The organism is Staphylococcus hominis subsp. hominis, from assembly GCF_002901845.1.
Classification (GTDB): domain Bacteria; phylum Bacillota; class Bacilli; order Staphylococcales; family Staphylococcaceae; genus Staphylococcus; species Staphylococcus hominis.
In genome coordinates, this window is sequence record NZ_PPQE01000025.1 from 577,720 (window position 1) to 601,272 (window position 23,553).

The 23,553-nt window shown below is 31.7% G+C and carries 20 protein-coding genes; 19 read left to right on the forward strand and 1 reads right to left on the reverse strand.

Annotated elements, in window-relative coordinates; all coding sequences use genetic code 11:
* The first annotated feature begins 2 nt into the window (after nucleotides 1-2).
* The 18 genes from infB (at nucleotide 3) to rny (ending at nucleotide 22,229) form a co-directional block, all read left to right on the forward strand.
* Entirely contained in the window at nucleotides 3-2,099 is a 2,097-nt protein-coding gene (infB, locus tag CD034_RS04430) for a translation initiation factor IF-2 (protein ID WP_002488708.1), read from the forward strand.
* Nucleotides 2,100-2,193: 94 nt separating this feature from the next.
* Entirely contained in the window at nucleotides 2,194-2,544 is a 351-nt protein-coding gene (rbfA, locus tag CD034_RS04435) for a 30S ribosome-binding factor RbfA (protein WP_002448740.1), read from the forward strand.
* A gap of 211 nt (nucleotides 2,545-2,755) precedes the next feature.
* Nucleotides 2,756-3,673, forward strand: coding sequence for a tRNA pseudouridine(55) synthase TruB (truB, locus tag CD034_RS04440; protein ID WP_077700436.1), 918 nt, complete (start codon nucleotides 2,756-2,758; stop codon nucleotides 3,671-3,673).
* 17 nt (nucleotides 3,674-3,690) lie between these two features.
* Nucleotides 3,691-4,662: a riboflavin biosynthesis protein RibF gene (gene ribF, locus CD034_RS04445; RefSeq protein WP_002448787.1), complete on the forward strand. Its 972-nt coding sequence runs from the start codon at nucleotides 3,691-3,693 to the stop codon at nucleotides 4,660-4,662.
* Between the two features lie 109 nt (nucleotides 4,663-4,771).
* Entirely contained in the window at nucleotides 4,772-5,041 is a 270-nt protein-coding gene (rpsO, locus tag CD034_RS04450) for a 30S ribosomal protein S15 (RefSeq protein WP_002448819.1), read from the forward strand.
* A 135-nt stretch (nucleotides 5,042-5,176) separates the two neighbouring features.
* Nucleotides 5,177-7,273, forward strand: a complete 2,097-nt coding sequence (pnp, locus tag CD034_RS04455; RefSeq protein WP_002448862.1) for a polyribonucleotide nucleotidyltransferase — start codon at nucleotides 5,177-5,179, stop codon at nucleotides 7,271-7,273.
* Nucleotides 7,274-7,477: 204 nt separating this feature from the next.
* Nucleotides 7,478-9,151, forward strand: coding sequence for a ribonuclease J2 (rnjB, locus tag CD034_RS04460; protein WP_002488688.1), 1,674 nt, complete (start codon nucleotides 7,478-7,480; stop codon nucleotides 9,149-9,151).
* 441 nt (nucleotides 9,152-9,592) lie between these two features.
* Nucleotides 9,593-11,911, forward strand: a complete 2,319-nt coding sequence (locus tag CD034_RS04465; RefSeq protein ID WP_370444868.1) for a DNA translocase FtsK — start codon at nucleotides 9,593-9,595, stop codon at nucleotides 11,909-11,911.
* 2 nt (nucleotides 11,912-11,913) lie between these two features.
* Nucleotides 11,914-12,630 (forward strand): GntR family transcriptional regulator, encoded by a 717-nt coding sequence (locus CD034_RS04470; RefSeq protein WP_002448813.1) that lies wholly within the window; start codon nucleotides 11,914-11,916, stop codon nucleotides 12,628-12,630.
* Nucleotides 12,631-12,723: 93 nt separating this feature from the next.
* A complete protein-coding gene (gene yfmF, locus CD034_RS04475) occupies nucleotides 12,724-13,923 on the forward strand; it encodes an EF-P 5-aminopentanol modification-associated protein YfmF (RefSeq protein WP_369962956.1) in 1,200 nt (399 codons plus the stop codon).
* Nucleotides 13,923-15,209: an EF-P 5-aminopentanol modification-associated protein YfmH gene (yfmH, locus tag CD034_RS04480; RefSeq protein WP_002448796.1), complete on the forward strand. Its 1,287-nt coding sequence runs from the start codon at nucleotides 13,923-13,925 to the stop codon at nucleotides 15,207-15,209. Before yfmF ends, yfmH begins: the two co-directional genes overlap by 1 nt.
* A gap of 2 nt (nucleotides 15,210-15,211) precedes the next feature.
* Nucleotides 15,212-15,916 carry an elongation factor P 5-aminopentanone reductase gene (gene ymfI / locus CD034_RS04485; RefSeq protein WP_002488706.1) on the forward strand — a complete coding sequence of 235 codons (705 nt, stop codon included), beginning with the start codon at nucleotides 15,212-15,214 and terminating at the stop codon, nucleotides 15,914-15,916.
* Between the two features lie 117 nt (nucleotides 15,917-16,033).
* Entirely contained in the window at nucleotides 16,034-16,876 is an 843-nt protein-coding gene (locus CD034_RS04490; protein WP_002448864.1) for a DUF3388 domain-containing protein, read from the forward strand.
* A 20-nt stretch (nucleotides 16,877-16,896) separates the two neighbouring features.
* A complete protein-coding gene (locus tag CD034_RS04495; RefSeq protein ID WP_002448763.1) occupies nucleotides 16,897-17,289 on the forward strand; it encodes a helix-turn-helix domain-containing protein in 393 nt (130 codons plus the stop codon).
* Between the two features lie 32 nt (nucleotides 17,290-17,321).
* The gene (gene pgsA / locus CD034_RS04500; protein WP_002448865.1) at nucleotides 17,322-17,897 is read left to right on the forward strand and encodes a CDP-diacylglycerol--glycerol-3-phosphate 3-phosphatidyltransferase; all 576 of its coding nucleotides are present in this window, start codon (nucleotides 17,322-17,324) and stop codon (nucleotides 17,895-17,897) included.
* Nucleotides 17,898-18,030: 133 nt separating this feature from the next.
* Nucleotides 18,031-19,170: a CinA family nicotinamide mononucleotide deamidase-related protein gene (locus tag CD034_RS04505; protein ID WP_002455402.1), complete on the forward strand. Its 1,140-nt coding sequence runs from the start codon at nucleotides 18,031-18,033 to the stop codon at nucleotides 19,168-19,170.
* A 176-nt stretch (nucleotides 19,171-19,346) separates the two neighbouring features.
* Nucleotides 19,347-20,393, forward strand: a complete 1,047-nt coding sequence (gene recA / locus CD034_RS04510; RefSeq protein WP_002448773.1) for a recombinase RecA — start codon at nucleotides 19,347-19,349, stop codon at nucleotides 20,391-20,393.
* A 276-nt stretch (nucleotides 20,394-20,669) separates the two neighbouring features.
* Complete coding sequence (gene rny, locus CD034_RS04515; RefSeq protein WP_002448856.1) at nucleotides 20,670-22,229, forward strand: ribonuclease Y; 1,560 nt, start codon at nucleotides 20,670-20,672, stop codon at nucleotides 22,227-22,229.
* A gap of 74 nt (nucleotides 22,230-22,303) precedes the next feature.
* Here rny and CD034_RS04520 read toward each other — a convergent pair whose 3' ends face one another.
* Nucleotides 22,304-22,519 carry a hypothetical protein gene (locus CD034_RS04520; protein WP_002448781.1) on the reverse strand — a complete coding sequence of 72 codons (216 nt, stop codon included), beginning with the start codon at nucleotides 22,517-22,519 and terminating at the stop codon, nucleotides 22,304-22,306.
* A gap of 153 nt (nucleotides 22,520-22,672) precedes the next feature.
* On the opposite strand from CD034_RS04520, the gene CD034_RS04525 reads away from it, so the two are divergent.
* Nucleotides 22,673-23,467 carry a TIGR00282 family metallophosphoesterase gene (locus tag CD034_RS04525; protein ID WP_002448851.1) on the forward strand — a complete coding sequence of 265 codons (795 nt, stop codon included), beginning with the start codon at nucleotides 22,673-22,675 and terminating at the stop codon, nucleotides 23,465-23,467.
* The last annotated feature ends 86 nt before the right edge of the window (nucleotides 23,468-23,553 follow it).

The window sequence follows — 23,553 nt, forward strand, 5'->3', positions numbered from 1 at the left end:
ATATGAGTAAAAAGAGAATTTACGAATATGCGAAAGAAGTAAATGTTAAAAGTAAAGAGATTATAGATGAGTTAAAGAAAATGGACGTTGAAGTATCCAATCACATGCAAGCATTAGAAGATGACCAAATTAAGATGCTTAATAAAAAGTTCAAATCATCAAAAAATGAAGAAAATAAAAAACAAAACACTCAAAATAATCACCAAAAACAGCAAAATAAAAAAGATAATAATCAAAACAAATCTAATTCAAAGAAAAAAAACAATAAAAATAGCAAAAACAATAAAAACAACAAAAATAATAAAAAAGGTAAGAATAACAAACCTGCTGCTGAACCCAAAGAAATGCCTTCAAAAATCACGTACGAGGAAGGTATTACAGTAGGAGAACTTGCTGATAAATTAAATATCGAATCATCTGACATTATTAAAAAATTATTTTTATTAGGTATTGTTGCTAACATTAACCAATCATTAGATGAAGAAACATTAGAACTTATCGCAGATGATTATGGTGTTGAAATTGAAAAAGAAGTTGTTGTTAATGAAGAAGACCTAACAACTTATTTTGATGATGAAGAAGACGACCCAGATGCAATTGAACGACCAGCAGTTGTAACAATTATGGGACACGTTGACCATGGTAAAACAACATTACTAGACTCAATTAGAAATACTAAAGTAACAGCAGGAGAAGCAGGCGGTATCACACAACACATTGGCGCATATCAAATTGAAAATAATGGTAAAAAAATTACTTTCTTAGATACACCTGGACATGCAGCTTTCACAACAATGCGTGCACGTGGTGCTCAAGTAACAGATATCACTATTTTAGTAGTAGCAGCAGATGATGGCGTTATGCCTCAAACAATTGAAGCAATTAACCATGCTAAAGAAGCGGATGTACCAACAATTGTTGCGGTCAACAAAGTTGATAAACCAACCGCAAATCCAGACCGAGTGATGCAAGAGTTAACTGAATATGGTTTAATTCCAGAAGATTGGGGTGGCGACACAATCTTTGTACCACTTTCAGCATTAAATGGTGATGGTATTGATGACTTATTAGAAATGATTGGTTTAGTTGCCGAAGTACAAGAATTAAAAGCTAATCCTGATAAGCAAGCAGTAGGTACTGTTATTGAAGCAGAATTAGATAAATCACGTGGACCAGCTGCGTCATTATTAGTTCAAAATGGTACGTTGCATGTAGGTGATTCAATTGTAGTTGGTAATACGTATGGTCGCGTAAGAGCTATGGTAAATGATTTGGGTCAAAGAATCAAAACAGCTGGGCCTTCTACACCGGTTGAAATTACTGGTATTAACGATGTACCTCAAGCAGGTGACCGCTTCGTTATTTTCAAAGATGAAAAACAAGCGCGTCGTATTGGTGAAGCTCGTCATGAAGCAAATGTGATTCAACAACGTCAAGAAAGCAAAAATGTTTCATTAGACAATTTATTCGAACAAATGAAACAAGGCGAAATGAAAGATCTTAATGTCATTATTAAAGGCGATGTACAAGGTTCTGTAGAAGCTTTAGCTGCATCTCTTATGAAAATTGATGTTGAAGGCGTAAATGTTCGTATTATTCATACAGCTGTAGGGGCAATCAATGAATCAGATGTTACATTAGCTAATGCCTCAAATGGTATTATTGTTGGATTTAACGTACGTCCTGATGCAGGTGCGAAACGTGCAGCAGAAGCTGAAAATGTTGATATGCGTCTTCATAGAGTCATCTATAATGTTATAGAAGAAATTGAATCAGCGATGAAAGGTTTATTAGATCCTGAATTTGAAGAACAAGTTATCGGACAAGCTGAAGTACGTCAAACATTCAAAGTTTCAAAAGTTGGAACAATTGCCGGTAGTTACGTAACTGAAGGTAAAATCACTCGTAACGCAGGCGTACGTGTCATTCGTGATGGTATCGTTCAATTCGAAGGTGAACTTGATACGTTAAAACGTTTTAAAGATGACGCTAAAGAAGTATCACAAGGTTACGAATGTGGTATTACAATTGCAAACTTTAATGACATTAAAGAAGGTGACATTATTGAAGCATTCGAAATGGTAGAAATTGAAAGATAACTCATTTGTAAAGAGCTGAAGTGTATATGATATAGGTAGCCACTTTAGCCTTCTTTTCTAAATATATGTTAAATAATAAAGAGGTGACATATCCATGAGTAATATGAGAGCTGAACGTGTTGGCGAACAAATGAAAAAAGAAGTTATGGATATCATTAATAATAAAGTTAAAGATCCAAGAGTAGGATTTATTACTATTACTGACGTTGAATTAACAAATGATTTATCACAAGCCAAAGTTTTTTTAACAGTGCTTGGCAATAAAAAGGAAGTTAATGATACGTTTAAAGCTTTAGATAAAGCAAAAGGATTCATTAAATCTGAGCTAGGTTCAAGAATGAGATTACGTATAGTACCAGAGTTATTCTTTGAATATGATGAATCAATTGAATACGGTAATAAAATTGAAAAAATGATTCAAGATTTACACAAACAAGATAAATAATACTTTATCATTGTTATTAATCAGTGACATTCAATCAAATAACTTCAGAAAAAGAAATTTAGATGTAACATATAATGGGGGTAGGACGATAACATTTACATGAATTCAGTCCTACTCCTTTTTATATGATTAATACTGATAAAACATGGATAAGACATTAGATGATTTAATAATACATAGTGAGACATAATAAACTAAAGGGTGTGAAAAAATGTACAACGGTATATTACCAGTGTATAAAGAGCGTGGTTTAACCAGTCATGATGTTGTATTTAAACTTAGAAAAATCTTAAAAACTAAAAAGATAGGTCATACTGGAACATTAGATCCTGAAGTTTCAGGTGTACTACCTATCTGTATAGGGACAGCAACAAGAGTGAGCGACTATGTCATGGATATGGGGAAATCTTATGAAGCAACCATTACATTAGGTGAAAGTACGACAACTGAAGATCAAACTGGAGAAGTAATAGAAAAAGTAAATATAGCGGCGAATACGATTACTTCTATAGAAGTTGATCGTGTTTTAGAAGAATTTAAAGGAGTAATAGAGCAGATTCCTCCAATGTATTCCTCTGTAAAAGTAAATGGAAAAAAATTATATGAATATGCTAGAAAAGGAGAAACTATTGAACGGCCAAAACGACAAGTTAAAATTGATGAAATTGAACGAATATCTGATTTAACATTTATAGAACAAACATGTCATTTTGATATAAAAGTAACGTGTGGAAAAGGTACCTATATCAGAACGTTAGCAACAGATATTGGCAAAGCTTTAGGTTATCCTGCTCATATGTCGTTGTTAACTCGTATAAATTCGGGTGGATTTAATATAAATGAGAGTTTATCACTTGAAAAAATTTCTGAATTACATGAGCATGAAACATTACAACATTATCTATTTCCTATAGAATATGGTTTGAAAAGTTTACAACATGTAGTCATTGATGATGACACTTTAAAGTATAGAATCTTAAATGGTCAAAAACTCCTAAAAAAAGATTTTACTCTATCATTAGAAAAGCAATTTGTGTTTATTGATAAGATAAGTGAAAAAGCATTAGCCATTTATGAACATCATCCTGACAAAATTAACGAAATAAAGCCTAAAAAAGTATTTAATTAAAGGAGCCTTTGATTGATATGAAAGTGATAGAAATAACACATCCAATACAAAATGAACAACTCATAAAAGAAGATGTTGCAATGGCATTTGGTTTTTTTGACGGTATGCATCGTGGTCACAGTAAAGTATTTGAAGCATTAGATATACGTGCAAAAGAAAAAAATTTAAAAAAGGCAGTAACAACATTTGATCCGCATCCATCAGTAGTATTAAATCCTGAACGTAAACGTACAGATTACTTAACGCCACTATCTGATAAATTAGAAATGATAGAACAGCATGATATTGATTATTGTATTGTTATCAATTTCTCATCACGTTTTGCTAACGTCACAGCTGAAGAGTTTATCAAAGACTATATTATTAATAATCATGTTAAAGAAGTTGTTGCAGGATTTGATTTTACATTTGGTAAATTTGGTAAAGGAAATATGGCCGTGTTAAATGAAATAGATGAATTTAATACTACAATAGTCGGTAAATTAGATTTAGATTCTGAAAAAATTTCAACAACATCAATTAGACAAGCGTTACATGAAGGCAATCTACAAAAAGCTAATGATGAATTAGGTTATTTATATCGAATTAAAGGTACAGTTGTTCAAGGAGAAAAAAGAGGTCGAACAATCGGTTTTCCAACAGCTAATGTCCAACCTAGCGATGATTATGTACTTCCTAAAAAAGGGGTATATGCGGTAAGTATTGAAATAGGTGCCGAACACAAAATATATCGTGGGGTAGCTAACGTAGGTGTTAAGCCGACATTCCACGATCCATCTAAAGCAGAAGTGGTGATAGAGGTGAATATTTTTGATTTTGAAGAAAATATTTATGGAGAACGTGTAATCGTATATTGGCACCATTATTTAAGACCAGAGGTAAAATTTGATGGTATAGATGCTTTAGTCAGTCAAATGAATGATGATAAAGAACGTGCAAAATATCTTTTAGCAGTTGATTTTGGTGATGATGTATCGTATAATATTTAAAGTTGAGTTTTTGAAAACTTATTACTATTGAATCCTTTATCTTGGCAGGTTGAAACTCCGACGCCTTGCTCAGATTAAGGTGTAAACAAAAATTAGGAGGAATTTAATTATGGCTATTACTCAAGAACGTAAAAATGAAATTATTAAAGAATATCGTGTACACGAAACAGATACTGGTTCACCAGAAGTACAAATCGCTGTTTTAACTGCAGAAATCACTGCATTAAATGAACACTTACGTGAACACAAAAAAGATCACCATTCACGCCGTGGATTATTAAAAATGGTTGGTCGTCGTAGACATTTATTAAACTACTTACGTAGTAAAGATATTCAACGTTACCGTGAATTAATTAAATCATTAGGTATTCGTCGTTAATTTTAAATATATTGAAGGGAAAGCACCATTTAGATTGGTACTTTCCTTTTTTGTATTTTTATCATAAACACTAATATAAAAATATATAAATAAATGATATGATGTAAGTATTAGATTTCAGAGAGGAGATTCATAATGTCTCAAGAAAAGAAAGTGTTCAAAACCGAATGGGCTGGAAGATCGTTAACGATTGAGACAGGTCAATTAGCGAAACAAGCTAATGGTGCAGTTTTAGTACGTTATGGTGATACTGTTGTATTATCTACAGCAGTTGCTTCTAAAGAGCCACGTGATGGTGATTTTTTCCCCTTAACAGTTAACTATGAAGAAAAAATGTATGCGGCTGGTAAAATTCCAGGTGGATTTAAAAAACGCGAAGGTCGTCCTGGAGATGAAGCGACACTTACTGCACGTTTAATTGATAGACCAATTAGACCATTATTCCCTAAAGGTTATCGACATGACGTTCAAATTATGAATACTGTATTAAGTGCGGACCCAGACTGCTCCCCAGAAATGGCAGCAATGATTGGATCGTCAATGGCATTGAGCGTGTCTGATATTCCATTCCAAGGACCAATTGCCGGTGTTAATGTAGGATATATTGATGGAACATACGTGATTAATCCAACACTTGAACAAAAAGAAGTATCTCGTTTAGATTTAGAAGTTGCTGGTCATAAAGATGCTGTAAATATGGTTGAAGCAGGTGCGAGTGAAATTACAGAACAAGAAATGCTTGAAGCGATTTTCTTTGGTCATGAAGAGATAAAACGCTTAGTTGCTTTCCAAGAAGAAGTTGTTGAGCATATTCAACCTGTGAAAAAAGAATTTATTCCCGTTGAACGTGATGAAGAATTAGTACAACGAGTAAAATCTTTAACGGAAGAAAAAGGATTAAAAGAAACTGTATTAACATTTGACAAACAACAACGTGATGAAAATTTAGATGCACTTAAAGCAGAAATCGCTACTGAATTTGTAGACGAAGCGGACCCAGAAAATGAGTTGCTTATCGATGAAGTATATGCAATCTTAAATGATTTAGTAAAAGAAGAAGTTCGTCGATTAATTGCAGATGAAAAAATTAGACCTGATGGACGTAAACCAGATGAAATTCGTCCGCTTGAATCAGAAGTTGGTTTATTACCACGTGCACATGGTTCTGGATTGTTTACCCGTGGACAAACTCAAGCATTATCTGTACTTACTTTAGGAGCATTAGGAGACTATCAACTTATTGATGGATTAGGACCTGAAATTGAAAAACGTTTTATGCACCACTATAATTTTCCTAATTTCTCAGTAGGTGAAACGGGTCCAGTAAGAGCGCCAGGTCGTCGTGAAATTGGTCACGGTGCACTAGGTGAAAGAGCACTTAGATATATCATTCCTGACACTACAGAGTTTCCTTACACAATTCGTATTGTGAGTGAAGTATTAGAGTCAAATGGCTCATCTTCACAAGCTTCAATTTGTGGATCAACATTAGCGTTAATGGATGCTGGTGTACCTATTAAAGCTCCAGTAGCCGGTATTGCTATGGGTCTTGTCACTCGTGAAGACAGTTATACAATTTTAACTGATATTCAAGGTATGGAAGATGCCTTAGGTGATATGGACTTCAAAGTTGCTGGAACTAAAGAGGGTATTACTGCGATTCAAATGGATATCAAAATTGATGGTTTAACACGTGAAGTGATTGAAGAAGCTCTTGAACAAGCTCGTCAAGGTCGTTTAGCTATTATGGATCATATGTTACAAACAATCGATCAACCACGTAGTGAATTAAGTGCATATGCACCTAAGGTAGAAATTATGCATATCAAACCTGAAAAAATTCGTGATGTCATTGGTCCGGGTGGTAAAAAAATTAATGAAATTATTGACGAAACTGGCGTTAAGTTAGATATTGAACAAGATGGTACTATCTTTATTGGCGCTGTTGATCAAGAAATGATAAATAGAGCTCGAGAAATTATTAATGAAATTACACGCGAAGCTGAAGTGGGTCAAGTATATCATGCAAAAGTTAAGCGTATTGAAAAATATGGTGCTTTTGTAGAATTATTCCCAGGTAAAGATGCTTTATTACACATTTCTCAAATTTCTAAAGATAGAATAAATAAAGTTGAAGACGTTTTAAAAATCGGTGATACGATTGAAGTTAAAATTACAGAAATTGATAAACAAGGCCGTGTAAATGCGTCTCATAAAGTTTTAGATGAATAAATGGATGAAGTTAAGGTTAGGACAAAATGAAGTCCTAACCTTCTTTATATATATAAAGAATGGTTTTATGAAAGTATATATTTTTTATTAAAGGTCTTTTACTCCTTAGTTACAACACACTTTAATAGTGTACATCCTTCGTAAATTAAATTATAATAAATTATGAGTTTATATGGACGGGAATTAATTATAGGAGGTAACATTTTGAGTTTAGTAAAGAAAAAGAATGACGATATTCGCATTATTCCACTTGGGGGCGTAGGCGAAATCGCTAAAAATATGTATATCGTCGAAGTAGACGATGAGATGTTTATGTTAGATGCGGGATTAATGTTTCCTGAAGATGAGATGTTAGGAGTAGATATTGTTATTCCTGACATCCAATATGTAGTAGAAAACAAAGATAAATTAAAAGGGATATTTTTAAGCCATGGCCATGAACATGCAATTGGTGCAGTGAGTTATATTTTAGAGCAAGTTGATGCACCAATTTATGGATCAAAACTTACTTTAGCTTTAGTTAAAGAAAGTATCAAAAAAAGAAATATAAAGAAAAAAGTACGATATTATACTGTGAATCATGATTCAGTGATGAGATTTAAAAACGTCAATATTACTTTCTTTAATACATCACATAGTATTCCAGATAGTTTAGGTATCTGTATTCATACTTCATACGGTTCAATTGTATATACAGGTGAATTTAAATTTGACCAAAGTTTACAAGGGCATTATGCTCCTGATATGAAACGCATGGCTGAAATCGGAGAAGAAGGTGTTTTTGCTTTGATTAGTGATTCAACTGAAGCAGAAAAACCTGGTTATAATACTCCAGAAAATGTCATAGAATCGCATATTTATGATGCATTTGCTAAAGTAAAAGGACGCTTAATTGTTTCATGCTATGCATCGAATTTTATTAGAATTCAACAAGTATTAAATGTTGCTAGTAAATTAAATCGTAAAGTATCTTTCTTAGGAAAATCTCTTGAAAGTTCATTTAATACTGCACGAAAAATGGGATATTTTGATATTCCTAAAGATTTATTGCTTCCAATCAATGAAGTTGAAAATTATCCTAAAAATGAAGTCGTTATTATAGCAACAGGTATGGAAGGCGAACCTATTGAAGCGTTAAGTCAAATGGCCCAACATAAACATAAAATTTTAAATATTGAAGAGGGCGATTCAGTTTACTTAGCCATCACTGCTTCAGCAAATATGGAAGTTATTATAGCCAATACGTTAAATGAACTTGTTCGAGCAGGTGCACATATTATTCCAAATAATAAAAAAATTCATGCCTCTAGTCATGGTTGTATGGAAGAATTAAAAATGATGATTAATATTATGAAACCTGAATACTTTATTCCTGTTCAAGGTGAATTTAAAATGCAAATTGCTCATGCAAAATTAGCAAATGAAGCAGGTGTTGCACCTGAAAAGATTTTCCTTGTCGAAAAAGGTGATGTGATTCATTTTGATGGCTCACACATGGTATTAAATGAAAAAGTAAATTCAGGTAATATTCTTATCGATGGTATAGGTGTAGGAGACGTTGGAAATATTGTGTTAAGAGATCGTCATCTTCTTGCAGAAGATGGTATCTTTATTGCAGTAGTAACATTAGACCCTAAAAATAGACGTATAGCTGCTGGACCTGAAATTCAATCACGCGGATTCGTTTACGTACGTGAAAGTGAAGAATTAATGAAAGAAGCGGAAGATAAAGTTCGAGAAATTGTGGAAGCTGGACTACAAGAAAAACGCATTGAGTGGTCTGAAATTAAACAAAATATGCGCGACCAAATTAGCAAGCTTTTATTTGAAAGTACAAAACGTCGCCCAATGATTATTCCAGTTATTTCTGAAATTTAAGAGACATACATTTAATAAAGAGGTCGGGACAATATCACTTTTATAAAATAATTAAAAATATAAACGTTTATCATTCTTATTTATAGATTCATTGATGTATTAAATTGAAAGTATATAAAAGATAAGACATTTACCCTAACTTTTATAGTGAACTCTATAAATTTAAAAGATGATTTGACTCATTTATTTTTAATGATTTTAAAATGGGCTTAAGAGTCTATGTGATATATATTGTCTCAACCTCTTTCATACTTTTAACTCTAAAACATAACTTACATTTTTTTATATTTTTGAAAATGTCATTATTATAATTAAAAATAAAAGAAGGTGTAACATTTGCCACGAACTAAGAAAAAAACAACGACTAGAAAAACCAATTCAAAGACGAAAACGAAAGCACGCCAATCTAAAAAGAAAAAGCAACAAAAAACAGATAGTTCTATAAGGTATATTATTACTATTATAATTGTGATTATATCTATTTTAGGAATATTTCAATTAGGGCTTGTTGGTAGAATGATTGATAGCTTTTTCAATTATTTATTTGGCGCAAGTCGTTACCTTACATATATTTTAGTAAGTTTAATTACGATTTATATTGCAATGCAAAGACATTTTCCAAAAACTCGTCGTACGTTCGGTCTCATTTTATTACAATTTGTATTACTGATTGTTTCTCAACTCATTTATTATTTTTCTAAAGGAGAAGTTGCGAAAAGAGAACCGGTATTGTCTTACGTCTATAAATCTTATGAACATACTCATTTTCCAAATTTCGGTGGAGGTATTATAGGTTTTTATTTATTAAAATTATTTGTACCTTTAATCTCTATTGCTGGGATTATCATTGTGACTTTGATTTTACTGATATCAAGTTTTATCCTATTACTAAAATTACATCATAGAGATGTGGCGAGAAGCACAATTGATTATTTTAAACGTTCTACTCAGAGTGCTTCATCTACTCTAAAAGAAAAAAGAGAAGCAAATAAAATTAGAAGAGAAGAACGATTACGTGAAAAAGAAGAACAGCGTCAAGCATTGGCACATCAAAGAGAATTAGAAGAACAACAAAGGAAAGATGAAGTCATTAAAGATGTGAGTGATTTCCCAGAAGTGAAACAACAACATAAAGATATTCCTATATATAGTCATCATGCAGCAACGGAAGAAGAAAAAGTACGACCTAAACGTAAAAAACGTCAATTTGACATAGACCATCAAGATAAAGAACCTACTCATGTATCTTCATCAAATTCTATGAAAAAAGATAAAATAAAACACGTCTTTAATGATAACGATACGAATAATAGTTCAATCATAGAAGCGGGAGAAGTTGGCAATGTAGCCTATCACATTCCTCCTTTATCATTACTTAAACAGCCAACAAAACAAACGACAACTTCAAGAGCTGAAGTACAACGTAAAGGTCAAATATTAGAATCAACCATGAAAAATTTTGGAGTTAATGCTAAAGTGACTCAAATTAAAATTGGACCGGCTGTCACTCAATATGAAGTTCAACCCGCTCAAGGTGTTAAAGTAAATAAAATCGTTAATTTACATAATGATATAGCTTTAGCACTTGCTGCGAAAGACATTCGTATTGAAGCGCCTATACCTGGACGTTCAGCTGTAGGTATTGAGGTTCCAAATGATAAAATTTCTTTAGTTACGCTAAAAGAAGTTTTAGAATCTAAGTTTCCAGCAAAAAATAAATTAGAAGTCGGTTTAGGACGAGACATTTCCGGAGAACCAATGACTATTGAATTGAATGAAACACCTCACTTATTAGTGGCTGGTTCTACAGGTAGTGGTAAGTCAGTATGTATTAACGGTATTATTACGAGCATTTTATTAAATGCTAAGCCACACGAGGTAAAATTAATGTTAATTGATCCTAAAATGGTAGAATTAAATGTATATAATGGTGTTCCACATTTATTAATACCTGTAGTAACAAATCCTCATAAAGCATCACAGGCATTAGAGAAAATTGTTGCTGAAATGGAACGTCGTTACGATTTATTTCAACATTCGTCTACTAGAAACATTGAAGGATACAATCAATTTATAAGACGTCAAAATGAAGAACTTGATGAAAAGCAATCAGAACTTCCTTATATCGTTGTCATTGTTGATGAATTAGCAGATTTAATGATGGTAGCAGGAAAAGAAGTTGAAAATGCAATACAGCGTATTACACAAATGGCTCGTGCAGCGGGCATACATTTAATTGTAGCAACACAACGTCCTTCTGTAGATGTTATCACGGGTATTATTAAAAATAATATTCCTTCAAGGATTGCATTTGCTGTAAGTTCACAAACAGATTCTAGAACAATCATAGGCTCTGGAGGAGCAGAGAAATTATTAGGTAAAGGTGACATGCTTTATGTTGGTAATGGTGAATCTACACAGACACGTGTTCAAGGTGCATTTTTAAGTGATCAAGAAGTACAAGAAGTTGTAAATTATGTAGTTGAACAACAAAAAGCAAATTACGTAAAAGAAATGGAACCTGACGCCCCTGTAGAAAAATCAGAAATGAAAAGTGAAGATACACTATATGATGACGCATACGCTTTTGTAATTGAGAAACAAAAAGCAAGTACGTCGCTTTTACAAAGACAATTCAGAATTGGATATAATCGTGCTTCAAGATTAATGGACGATTTAGAGAGAAATAATGTTATTGGTCCACAAAAAGGCAGTAAACCAAGACAAGTTTTAATAGATTTTGAGAATGAAGAGGTGTGAGTATGACTGAATTAAACTCGGTTTTTAAAGTAAAAGAATATATTTTTAAAAAAATAAAAAATCATTCTTTGAAACCTGGTGATAAACTTCCTAGCAATTTATCTATTGCTAGAGAAGTTAACGTTAAAACAGATGATGTCTATGAAGCGATTGGAGAACTTATTATTGAACAAGTTTTAACTGATAATTTTGAGGAAGGAACAAGTATAAAGGCTCTACGTCCCTTTTATTATCCTTTAAATAAATTATTTAGTATTAGTGAAATGATTAAAAAAGCGGGATATGAAGCAAGTACAGAATATTTAAGTTTAGAGCAACAACCCGCTTCTTTATTGGATGCAAAAATGTTAGATATTGAAGATAAACAGCCTATAACAATTATTGAAAGACTACGTACTGCGAATCATCAACCAGTTATTTATTGTTTAGATAAGATTGCTGAGCATCATTTAACTTGTACCGAATATCAAGAAAGTGATGGTTCGATGCTTAATGCAATTGAACTTAATACTGGTCATAAGGTAGCTTCTGCTGAAACTGAAATTGAAGCAATCAGTTATGAACCTCATATTTCTAGCATATTGAATGCTGAACCACATGAGGGATTAATGTTATTAAAGGTTGTACATTATGATGAAATGGGTAAACCTATTTTATATTCATTAAATTATATAAAAAGTAGCCTAGTGAAGTTTAAATTAACACGCACAAAAATTTAATAACAGGTAAAGGAGTGATTGATTATTTTGAAACAACATACTAATCATCAAATACATATTGATATTCTTCCGACTGAGAAATTTAAAACAACGATGATCACATTTAAATTTATGGCACCACTTGATTACGAAACAATTACTGCTCGTTCATTACTAAGTAAAGTATTGGTTCGTGCCACAAAAAAATGGCCAACAGATAGATCATTTAATCAACAATTATCAGAGCTTTATGGGGCTTATATTAATAGCTTTGTTTCTAAATTTAAAGATAAACATGTCATTACTATTTCTTTAGAAATTGTAAATGAACGTTATCTTAAAGATACTACACCATTATTTGAAAAAGGTTTAAATTTATTAAAAGAAGTTATCATGAATCCACTTGTTGAGAACAATTCATTCAACTCTACATTTGTTACTCAAGAAAAATCATTATTACATAAAAAAATAGAAGCGATGATTGACAATAAAGCGCAATATTCATTTATTAATTTATTAAAATATATGTTCAAAAGTGAAGCTTATCGTTATTTGGCTATAGGTCAAATAGAAAATATTGCGCGTATTACAAATGAAAGTTTGTATGATACATATAAATCTATGATAAATAATGACATGTGTTCAGTGTATGTAGTGGGAAATGTAAATAAAAAAGAAGTTACATCACTTATAGAAAATTCATTTAGTCTTAGCTCAACTACGTTTGACTTTAATCATAATGTAAATACTGACTGTAACGCCCAATCTACTGAAACAATCATTGAAAAAGATACCGTCGACCAAGCTAAATTAAATTTAGGTTATCGTTTTCCAACTCATTATGGGAATGAAGATTACTATGCACTTGTCGTATTAAATACTATGTTTGGCGGTGATCCTTCTTCAGTACTATTTAATGAAGTACGTGAAAAACAAAGTCTAGCTTATTCTATTCATTCACAATTAGATGGAAAAAATGGCTATTTATTTGTATTAAGTGGTGTATCTGTTGAAAAATACGATACTGCAAAAAACACAATTATTGAAGAATTCGAGAAGTTTAAAGTAGGGGAATTCTCTGAAGAAAAATTAGCATTAGCTAAAAAAATTATCATTTCACAACGACAAGAAATTGCAGATAGACCTAAAGGTATTATTGAAGTTATGCAAAATCAACTACTTTTGAATCAGCCTCAATCAGATAAAGAATACATGGAGTTAATTAATAAAGTGACTAAAGAAGATGTCGTTAAAATGGCAAACCAAGCCTATTTAGATACGATATATGTATTAACGAAAGGAGGTCAATCATAGTGCAAGAACAATATTATGAATTAATTGATGAACGCGTCTATAAACATGAACTAAATAATGGATTACGCTTATTTGTAATTCCTAAAAAAGGATTTCAAAAAACATATGTGACCTATACAACTCAATTTGGTTCGTTGGATAATACATTTAAACCTCATCATAAAGATCAATATGTGACTGTACCAGACGGAGTAGCACATTTTTTAGAGCATAAGTTATTTGAAAAAGACGATGATAAAGATTTATTTACTGCATTTGCCAATGATAATGCTCAAGTCAATGCATTTACAAGTTTTGATCGTACGAGTTATTTGTTTAGTGCAACTGATCAAGTTGAACGTAATATTCTACGTTTACTTGATATGGTAGAAACACCCTATTTTTCAAAAGAAACAGTAGATAAAGAAAAAGGAATTATTGCTGAAGAAATTAAAATGTATCAAGAACAACCAGGATATAAAATTATGTTCAATACATTACGCGCAATGTATCATCATCATCCAATTAAAGTAGATATTGCAGGTAGTGTTGAGAGTATTTATAGTATTACTAAAGATGATTTATACTTATGTTATGAAACGTTTTATCATCCATCCAATATGGTGTTATTTGTCGTAGGAGATGTGGACCCTAAACGTATTTGTAATGTTATTGAAGAACATGAAAATCGTCGTCATAAAACAAATCAACCTTCTATCCAAAGAGGAGCAATAAAAGAACCAAATGAAGTAGTTCAATCATTTGTATCTGAAAAAATGAAATTACAGTCTCCACGTTTAATGTTAGGATTTAAAAATGAACCTTTGAATGAAGCACCTGAGAAATATGTTCAAAAAGATTTAGAAATGACTTTATTTTTTGAACTCGTATTCGGTGAAGAAACAGATTTCTATCAATCTCTTCTTAATGATGATTTAATTGATGATTCATTTGGATATCAATTTGTTCTTGAACCTACTTATAGTTTCTCAATTATTACAAGTGCTACTCATAAACCAGATCAATTAAAGGATAGATTACTTACTGAATTAAAGAAATATAGAGGAAACTTAAAAGATTCAGAAGCGTTTGAATTATTGAAGAAGCAGTTTATTGGTGAATTTATCTCTAGTTTGAATTCCCCAGAATATATTGCAAATCAATATGCAAAATTGTATTTTGAGGGCGTAAGTGTATTTGATATGTTAGATATTGTAGAGAATATCACTTTAGATAGTATTAATGAAACTGCCAAACAATATCTAAATATTGACCGTCTTGTTGATAGCCGTTTGGAGATAGATTAAATATGAAAGCATTAGTATTTGGTGGTTCAGGTAGTATTGGTAGTGCGATTGTAGATCGTTTATTAAAAGATGGATATGAAGTAATACTTCAATATTATCAATCTGATATCTCATCCTTAGAAAAAAAGTATAAAGGTGAAGCCGTAGAATTTATTCAAATGGATTTGACTCATGATATTGATTTTAATGATATATTTAGTCATATAAAACATTTAGACTGTTTAATTTATAGTAGTGGTACATCATTATATGGGATGTTACAAGATATGAAAGATAAAGAGATAGATGAATGTTATCATATTCATGTTAAACAGTTAATTCGATGCTGTCGATATTTCATAGACATATTGAGAAAAAGTACAAATGGTAGAATTATTGTTATCTCATCAATTTGGGGCGAGACGGGAGCAAGTATGGAAACTATTTATTCAGCAATGAAAAGTGCTCAAATTGGATTTGTAAAGGCCCTCAGTCAAGAGCTAGCATTGACGAATGTCACTGTGAATGCTATAGCACCTGGTTTTGTTTCAGGACGTATGGCTAAAGCATTCAGTGATGAAGACAAAGCAGTTATCTTATCTGAACTACCACAACAAAGAATGATAGCTCCACAAGAAGTAGCACACGTGTGCGCTTATTTATGCCATCCTAATGCTAAGAGTATTACAGGAACAGTCCAAAAGGTTAATGGTGGTTGGTATATTTAAAAAGTATCCTAAATTTTAAATGCAGATTTGACGATTCGTTTTTTATAATCAATGATATAATAAATTTAATTATATAAGGGGAATATTTCAAATTGTATTTAAACAAGGGGTGGTTAGATGACTGTTGCTAAAAAAAAGGAATGGTATTTAGAATACGAGATAATTGTTAATCGAGCTGGACTTTTAGGAGACGTATCGAGTTTACTTGGTATGTTAGGAATTAGTATTATTACTATAAATGGTGTTGATCAAGGGCGTCGTGGATTACTTATTAAGACAGATAGTCTTGAAAAAGTCACACGTTTTGAAAATATTATTCATGAATTGAAAGAAATAGAAATAACAAAGTTAAGAATTCCAGAGTTACGTGATCGTTTAGCAGTGCGTCATGGTCGCTATATTGAACAAGATGCAGGTGACAAAAAAACATTTCGTTTTGAACGTGAAGATTTAGGTTTACTTGTCGACTTTTTAGCAGAGTTATTTAAAGAAGATGGTCATAAATTAATAGGTATTAGAGGGATGCCTCGTGTTGGAAAAACAGAATCGATTGTTGCAGGTAGTGTCTGTGCGCATAAACGATGGCTATTTATAAGTTCAACATTAATTAAACAGACAGTTCGTAGTTCTCTTATAAAAGGTGAATATGATGCTAATCATGTTTATATTATTGATGGTGCAGTAACTGCTAGAGAAACAAATCCTAAACATCAACAGTTAGTGGAAGAAGTGATGACTTTACCATCAATAAAAGTAGTTGAGCATCCAGATTTATTTATAGAAACAAATCAATATAGCATCGATGATTTTGATTATATTATCGAGCTACGTGAACATGAGAATCAAAAAATTGAATATGATCATATGAAACAACAAGTTAAACAACAAGCAATTAAAAGCAAAAACACATTAGATTTTGGAGAAGATGTGTTTGGCGGTGGCTTCGGTTTTTTTGAGTAATAAGGGTGGAGGCGTCAAACGTGAAAACAATTGGTGAAACCTTAAAAGGTAGAAGAGAAAGATTAGGAATGACATTAACAGAATTAGAACAACGTACACAATTAAAGCGAGAAACGTTAAAATATATTGAAGAGAATAAATTTGATCAACTTGCCAAAGTGGATTACGCTGAAGGATTTATTAGACGTTATGCAAGTGTAGTTAATATGGATGTAAATCAACTCATTAAAGTGCATCATGAAGAAATTCCTAATCACCACAATCAACTCGATACACTTTTACATCATTATCGACACAACGAAGTGCCCGAATATCGTACTAAAAATAAAGAACCTATTCAATTATTGATTATGATTAGTATTGTTATAATTATTACTTTAATTATATGGGTGTTAGCAGTATTATTAATATAATTTACATATAAATTAAGAAATGAGGTATTAAAATGAATATACCTAACCAGATTACAGTTTTTAGAGTGATTTTGATTCCAGTATTTATATTATTTGCTCTAGTAAACTTTGGTTTTGGAAATGTATCTGTATTAGGTGGCTATGACATAAGAATAGAGCAACTTATTGCTGCTATTATTTTTATTGTAGCTTCTTTAAGTGATTTTTTAGATGGTTATTTAGCAAGAAAATGGCAACTTGTGACAAATATGGGTAAGTTTTTAGATCCATTAGCGGATAAATTATTAGTTTCTAGTGCTCTTATTGTTATGGTTCAATTAGGGCTAACTAATTCAGTTGTAGCAATAATTATCATTGCTCGTGAGTTTGCGGTTACAGGTTTACGTTTACTTCAAATTGAACAAGGGTTTGTGAGTGCAGCAGGCCAATTAGGTAAAATTAAAACAGCTGTTACAATGGTAGCAATTATTTGGATTTTACTTGGTGATTTATTCTCAAATTGGATTGGATTTCAATTAGGACAAGTATTATTATATATTGGCGTATTCTTTACAATATTATCAGGAATTGAATATTTCTATAAAGGTAGAGATGTGTTTAAGCAATAAAAAGTATAATCAAATAAAGTGAAATGTAATGAGAGTCGCATAAAATGACTCTCATTTTTTTGAGTTATTTTTTAGATTATATAATAGATTAAGTATAAAATATGAATTAAGACTAAATAAGGGAGAGGGGCATATGAATACATCTATCATAGCAGTAGGTTCAGAATTATTATTAGGCCAAATAGCAAATACAAATGGCCAATATTTATCAAAACTTTTCAATCAAATTGGAAAGAATATAGTTGAACATACAGTTATTGGTGATAATCCTGATCGTTTAGAATTTATTATTAGAGAAGGACTAAAAAGATTTGACACACTAGTGCTCACGGGTGGATTGGGTCCAACTAAAGACGATTTAACTAAACAAACAGTAGCAAAAGTATTAAATAAAAACTTAGTGACTAATGAAGAAGCATTAAATTATATTGAAGGTTTTTTCAAAGAACAAGGGCAAGAAATGACACCTAATAATAAACAACAAGCACTTGTGATAGAGGGAGCGAAAGTGTTAAAAAATCATTATGGTATGGCTCCAGGCATGTTTATTGAAATGAATGATAAAAAAGTAATTCTGTTACCTGGTCCTCCGAGTGAAATGCAACCTATGGCTAAAAATGAGTTGCTTCCATTACTTATAGATAATGACAATACTATTTTTTCAGAGCAACTTAGATTTGCAGGAATTGGAGAATCGAAAGTTGAAACAGAACTTATGGATTTAATTGAAAAACAAACGAATCCTACGATAGCTCCGTTAGCAGGGAAACATGAAGTATATATTAGATTAACAGCAAATGCTTCTACACAAAGCGAATGTAAAACATTGATTCAACCTATAAAAGAAGAAATTCTAGAACGAATTGGTCAATTTTATTATGGTTCAGATGACACATTGTTAGAACAATCTGTAATGGAACAAATGAATTCTACAGTAAGTATATATGACGGAGTAACTGATGGAGCGATTTATACTCGTTTAAAACGCTTTGATAAACAAAATATATTAAAAGGAATATTACCAGATAATGACATATTTTTAAATCATCATTCAAGTATTGAAATGCAATTAAGAGACGCTGCATCATATGTAAAAGATTTATATAAAACTGAAATGGGTATAGCAATATTACATGAGAAAGAGAATATTTATCTAGCAATTAATACAAAAGATGATTTTAAAATGACTACATTTAAGATAACGCAATCAAGAAATATACTGCCCAACAGAAGTCAAAATTATGTATTAATAAGATTATTAAATTGGCACTAAAATGTACTTAAATTAAAAAATAGTTATAATTTCAGGGCACATTTGTTCGATTTTTCGGATAGTGTTCTCTTTTTATGCGAACAAATATTCGCAAAAAGCTTGTGTTTGAATATAGTTAAGAGTATAATATATATATAATATTAAATAGATAACTATCTCATATAGGAGGTTTCGCTTTGGATAATGATCGTCAAAAAGCTTTAGATACAGTTATAAAAAATATGGAAAAATCCTTTGGTAAAGGTGCAGTAATGAAATTAGGCGATAATAAAGGTCGTCGTGTATCTAGTGTATCAAGTGGTTCAGTTACTTTAGATAATGCACTAGGTGTAGGTGGTTATCCTAAAGGAAGAATTATTGAAATATATGGTCCTGAAAGTTCCGGTAAAACAACAGTAGCACTTCATGCTATTGCCGAAGTGCAAAAAAATGGAGGCGTTGCTGCGTTTATCGATGCTGAACATGCACTTGATCCAGTATATGCTGAAGCATTAGGTGTTGATATAGATAATTTATATCTTTCTCAACCTGACCATGGTGAGCAAGGTTTAGAGATAGCAGAAGCTTTCGTAAGAAGTGGAGCTGTTGACATTGTTGTTGTAGACTCAGTTGCTGCTTTGACTCCTAAAGCTGAAATTGAAGGTGAAATGGGAGATACACATGTTGGTCTTCAAGCACGTTTAATGTCTCAGGCTTTACGTAAACTTTCAGGTGCAATTTCAAAATCAAATACTACTGCTATATTTATTAACCAAATTCGTGAAAAAGTTGGAGTAATGTTTGGTAACCCAGAAACTACACCAGGTGGTAGAGCCTTAAAATTCTATAGTTCAGTACGTTTAGAAGTGCGTCGTGCAGAACAATTAAAACAAGGTCAAGACATTGTAGGTAACAGAACTAAAATTAAAGTTGTTAAAAATAAAGTAGCACCACCATTTAGAATTGCTGAAGTAGATATCATGTATGGTCAAGGTATTTCAAAAGAGGGAGAATTAATTGACTTAGGTGTAGAAAATGATATTGTCGATAAATCTGGCGCTTGGTACTCATATAATGGTGAGAGAATGGGTCAAGGTAAGGAAAATGTTAAAACATATCTTAAAGAAAACCCTCAAATTAAAGATGAAATCGATCGCAAATTACGTGAAAAATTAGGTATTTTCGATGGTGATGTTGAAGAAAATGAAGATAAATCATCACAAACATTATTCGATGAAGAATAATGTTGAATTTTTAATGCTTTAAATAGAATATACTTTTAATATATATTTAAAAATATTAAAATTATTTTGTGTGAGAGTGAATAATGAGTTCGAAATGAATTCAATGTCACTCTCTTTCTTTTATAAGTAGGTGTAGTGAAATTGAAGTGAAATTTCATATCTTGACACTACTGAGTACCTAAACGTACAATTAATATGTATATTATTTATACAATTTATAAAAAATCATAGAGATTTTAATATACAAGCAAATACCTAGAAAAAGGAGGTGTTTATGTGAATTTATTAGACCTCCTACTCATTTTGCTGGGGATTATTCTAGGGGTTGTTGTAGGGTATTTTTTAGCCCGAAATATATTACATCAAAAGCAAATTCAAGCTAGACAAACTGCTAATGATATTATCAAACAAGGACAAAAAGAAGCAGATAATATCAAAAAAGAGAAATTATTAGAGGCAAAAGAAGAAAATCAAATTATTAGAGAACAAGTTGAAACAGAGCTACGTGAAAGACGTAGTGAGCTTCAAAGACAAGAAGCCCGAAATCTTCAAAAAGAGGAAAATTTAGATCGTAAATCAGAATTATTGGATAAAAAAGATGAGATTTTAGATCAAAAAGAATCCAAAATTGAAGAAAGACAACAACAAGTAGATGCAAAAGAGAGTAGTGTTCAGACGTTAATAATGAAGCATGAACAAGAATTAGAACGCATCTCCGGTCTCACTCAAGAGGAAGCAGTTAATGAACAACTTCATAGAGTGGAAGAAGAACTGTCACAAGATATTGCAGTACTTGTTAAGGAAAAGGAAAGAGAAGCAAAAGAAAAAGTTAACAAAACAGCGAAAGAATTGTTAGCTACTACTGTACAAAGATTAGCTGCTGATCATACAACGGAATCTACTGTTTCAGTAGTTAATTTACCAAATGATGAGATGAAAGGTCGAATTATTGGTAGAGAAGGTAGAAATATTCGTACTTTAGAAACGTTAACAGGTATCGACTTGATTATTGATGATACTCCTGAAGCAGTGATTTTATCTGGATTTGATCCTATTAGACGTGAAATCGCTAGGACTGCATTAGTGAATTTAGTCTCTGATGGAAGAATTCATCCAGGTCGTATCGAAGAAATGGTAGACAAAGCTAGAAAAGAAGTAGATGACATCATTAGGGATGCAGGTGAACAAGCAACATTTGAAATCAATGTTCACAATATGCATCCAGATTTAGTGAAAATTTTAGGTCGTTTAAACTATAGAACAAGTTACGGCCAAAATGTCTTAAAACATTCTATGGAAGTCGCACATCTTTCTGGAATGTTAGCTGCTGAATTAGGCGAGGATGTTAGTTTAGCAAAAAGAGCTGGATTACTACATGATGTAGGTAAAGCAATTGATCATGAAGTTGAAGGTAGCCATGTTGAAATTGGTGTTGAATTAGCTAAAAAATATGGTGAAGTTGAAACTGTAATTAATGCGATTCATTCACATCATGGAGATGTTGAACCAACATCTATTATTTCAATTCTAGTAGCAGCTGCAGATGCATTATCGGCCGCACGTCCAGGAGCACGTAAAGAAACACTTGAAAATTATATTCGTAGATTAGAACGCTTAGAAACTCTTTCAGAAAGTTATGAAGGTGTTGAAAAAGCGTTCGCAATTCAAGCTGGTAGAGAGATTAGAGTTATTGTTTCTCCTGAAGAAATAGATGATTTAAAATCTTACCGATTAGCTAGAGATATAAAAAATCAAATTGAAGAAGAATTACAATATCCAGGACATATTAAAGTGACAGTTGTTAGAGAGACTAGAGCAGTAGAGTATGCGAAGTAATTTTTAAAATTAAATAGGGACTCACTGATTACTAAAAAACCTGAGACATATTTAAAATGTCTCAGGTTTTTTCATTATTTAAGTTGTAAATCTGTTTTTTTGATTTCAGAAAGAATTTCAGCTGTATCATAACAATTTGTAGCAATATTAGAATATCTTTCTGCTAAACGGTATGCGTTAATATATAATTCTAAGCTTTCTTTAGCCATATCTTCTGCATCTTCTGATTTTGATGGGTTTGCTTTTACAACTAGTTCTGCAAATTTTTCTGGATCGATATTAATTGACATCTAATTATACAACTCCTAAATTTTTATAATATTATAATAACATATGCTGTATGCATGCTAAAGTTAAGACTGTGTAATTTTAAAAAATATGAAACTCTACCTTTAATTATATAGTTATTTCAATTACACTATATTGTGAGAGGATGAACATTAATGCGAATTTTATTTATTGGAGATATCGTAGGAAAAGTAGGTAGAAATGCCATTGCTGAATATTTGCCTAAATTAAAGCAAGCTTATAAGCCTACGTTGAGCATTGTTAATGCAGAAAATGCTGCTCATGGAAAAGGTTTAACTGAAAAATTATATAAACAATTGCTTAGAGATGGCGTGGATTTTATGACAATGGGGAATCATACTTATGGTCAAAGAGAGATTTATGACTTTATTGATGATGCTAAAAGAATGATAAGACCTGCTAATTTTCCGAGTGAAGCGCCAGGTGTTGGCATGCGTTTTATTCAGGTTAATGATATTAAAGTTGCCATCATTAACTTGCAAGGACGTTCATTTATGCAAGATATTGATGATCCTTTTAAAAAAGCAGATCAATTGATTGAAGAAGCTAAAAAAGAAACTAATTATATTTTTGTAGATTTTCATGCAGAAACTACTTCAGAAAAAAATGCAATGGGTTGGTATTTAGATGGAAGAGTCAGTGCTATTGTAGGCACACATACTCATATTCAAACATCTGATGAGCGTATTTTGCCCAATGGTACAGGCTATATTACAGATGTAGGTATGACTGGTTATTATGATGGAATACTAGGGATTAATCGCGAGGAAGTTATTAAGCGTTTTATTACAAGTTTGCCACAACGACATGTAGTGCCTGATAATGGTAGAAGTGTACTTTCAGGTGTTATTATAGATTTAGATAAAAATGGAAGAACCAAACTCATAGAACGCATTTTAATCAATGAGGATCATCCTTTTGATAAATAGCGTATAGTCCATTAGTATGAATTTAAATAAAAGCCACTGTTGACATAGTAAGACGGTGGTTATTTTTGTTATGATTTAGTATGAAT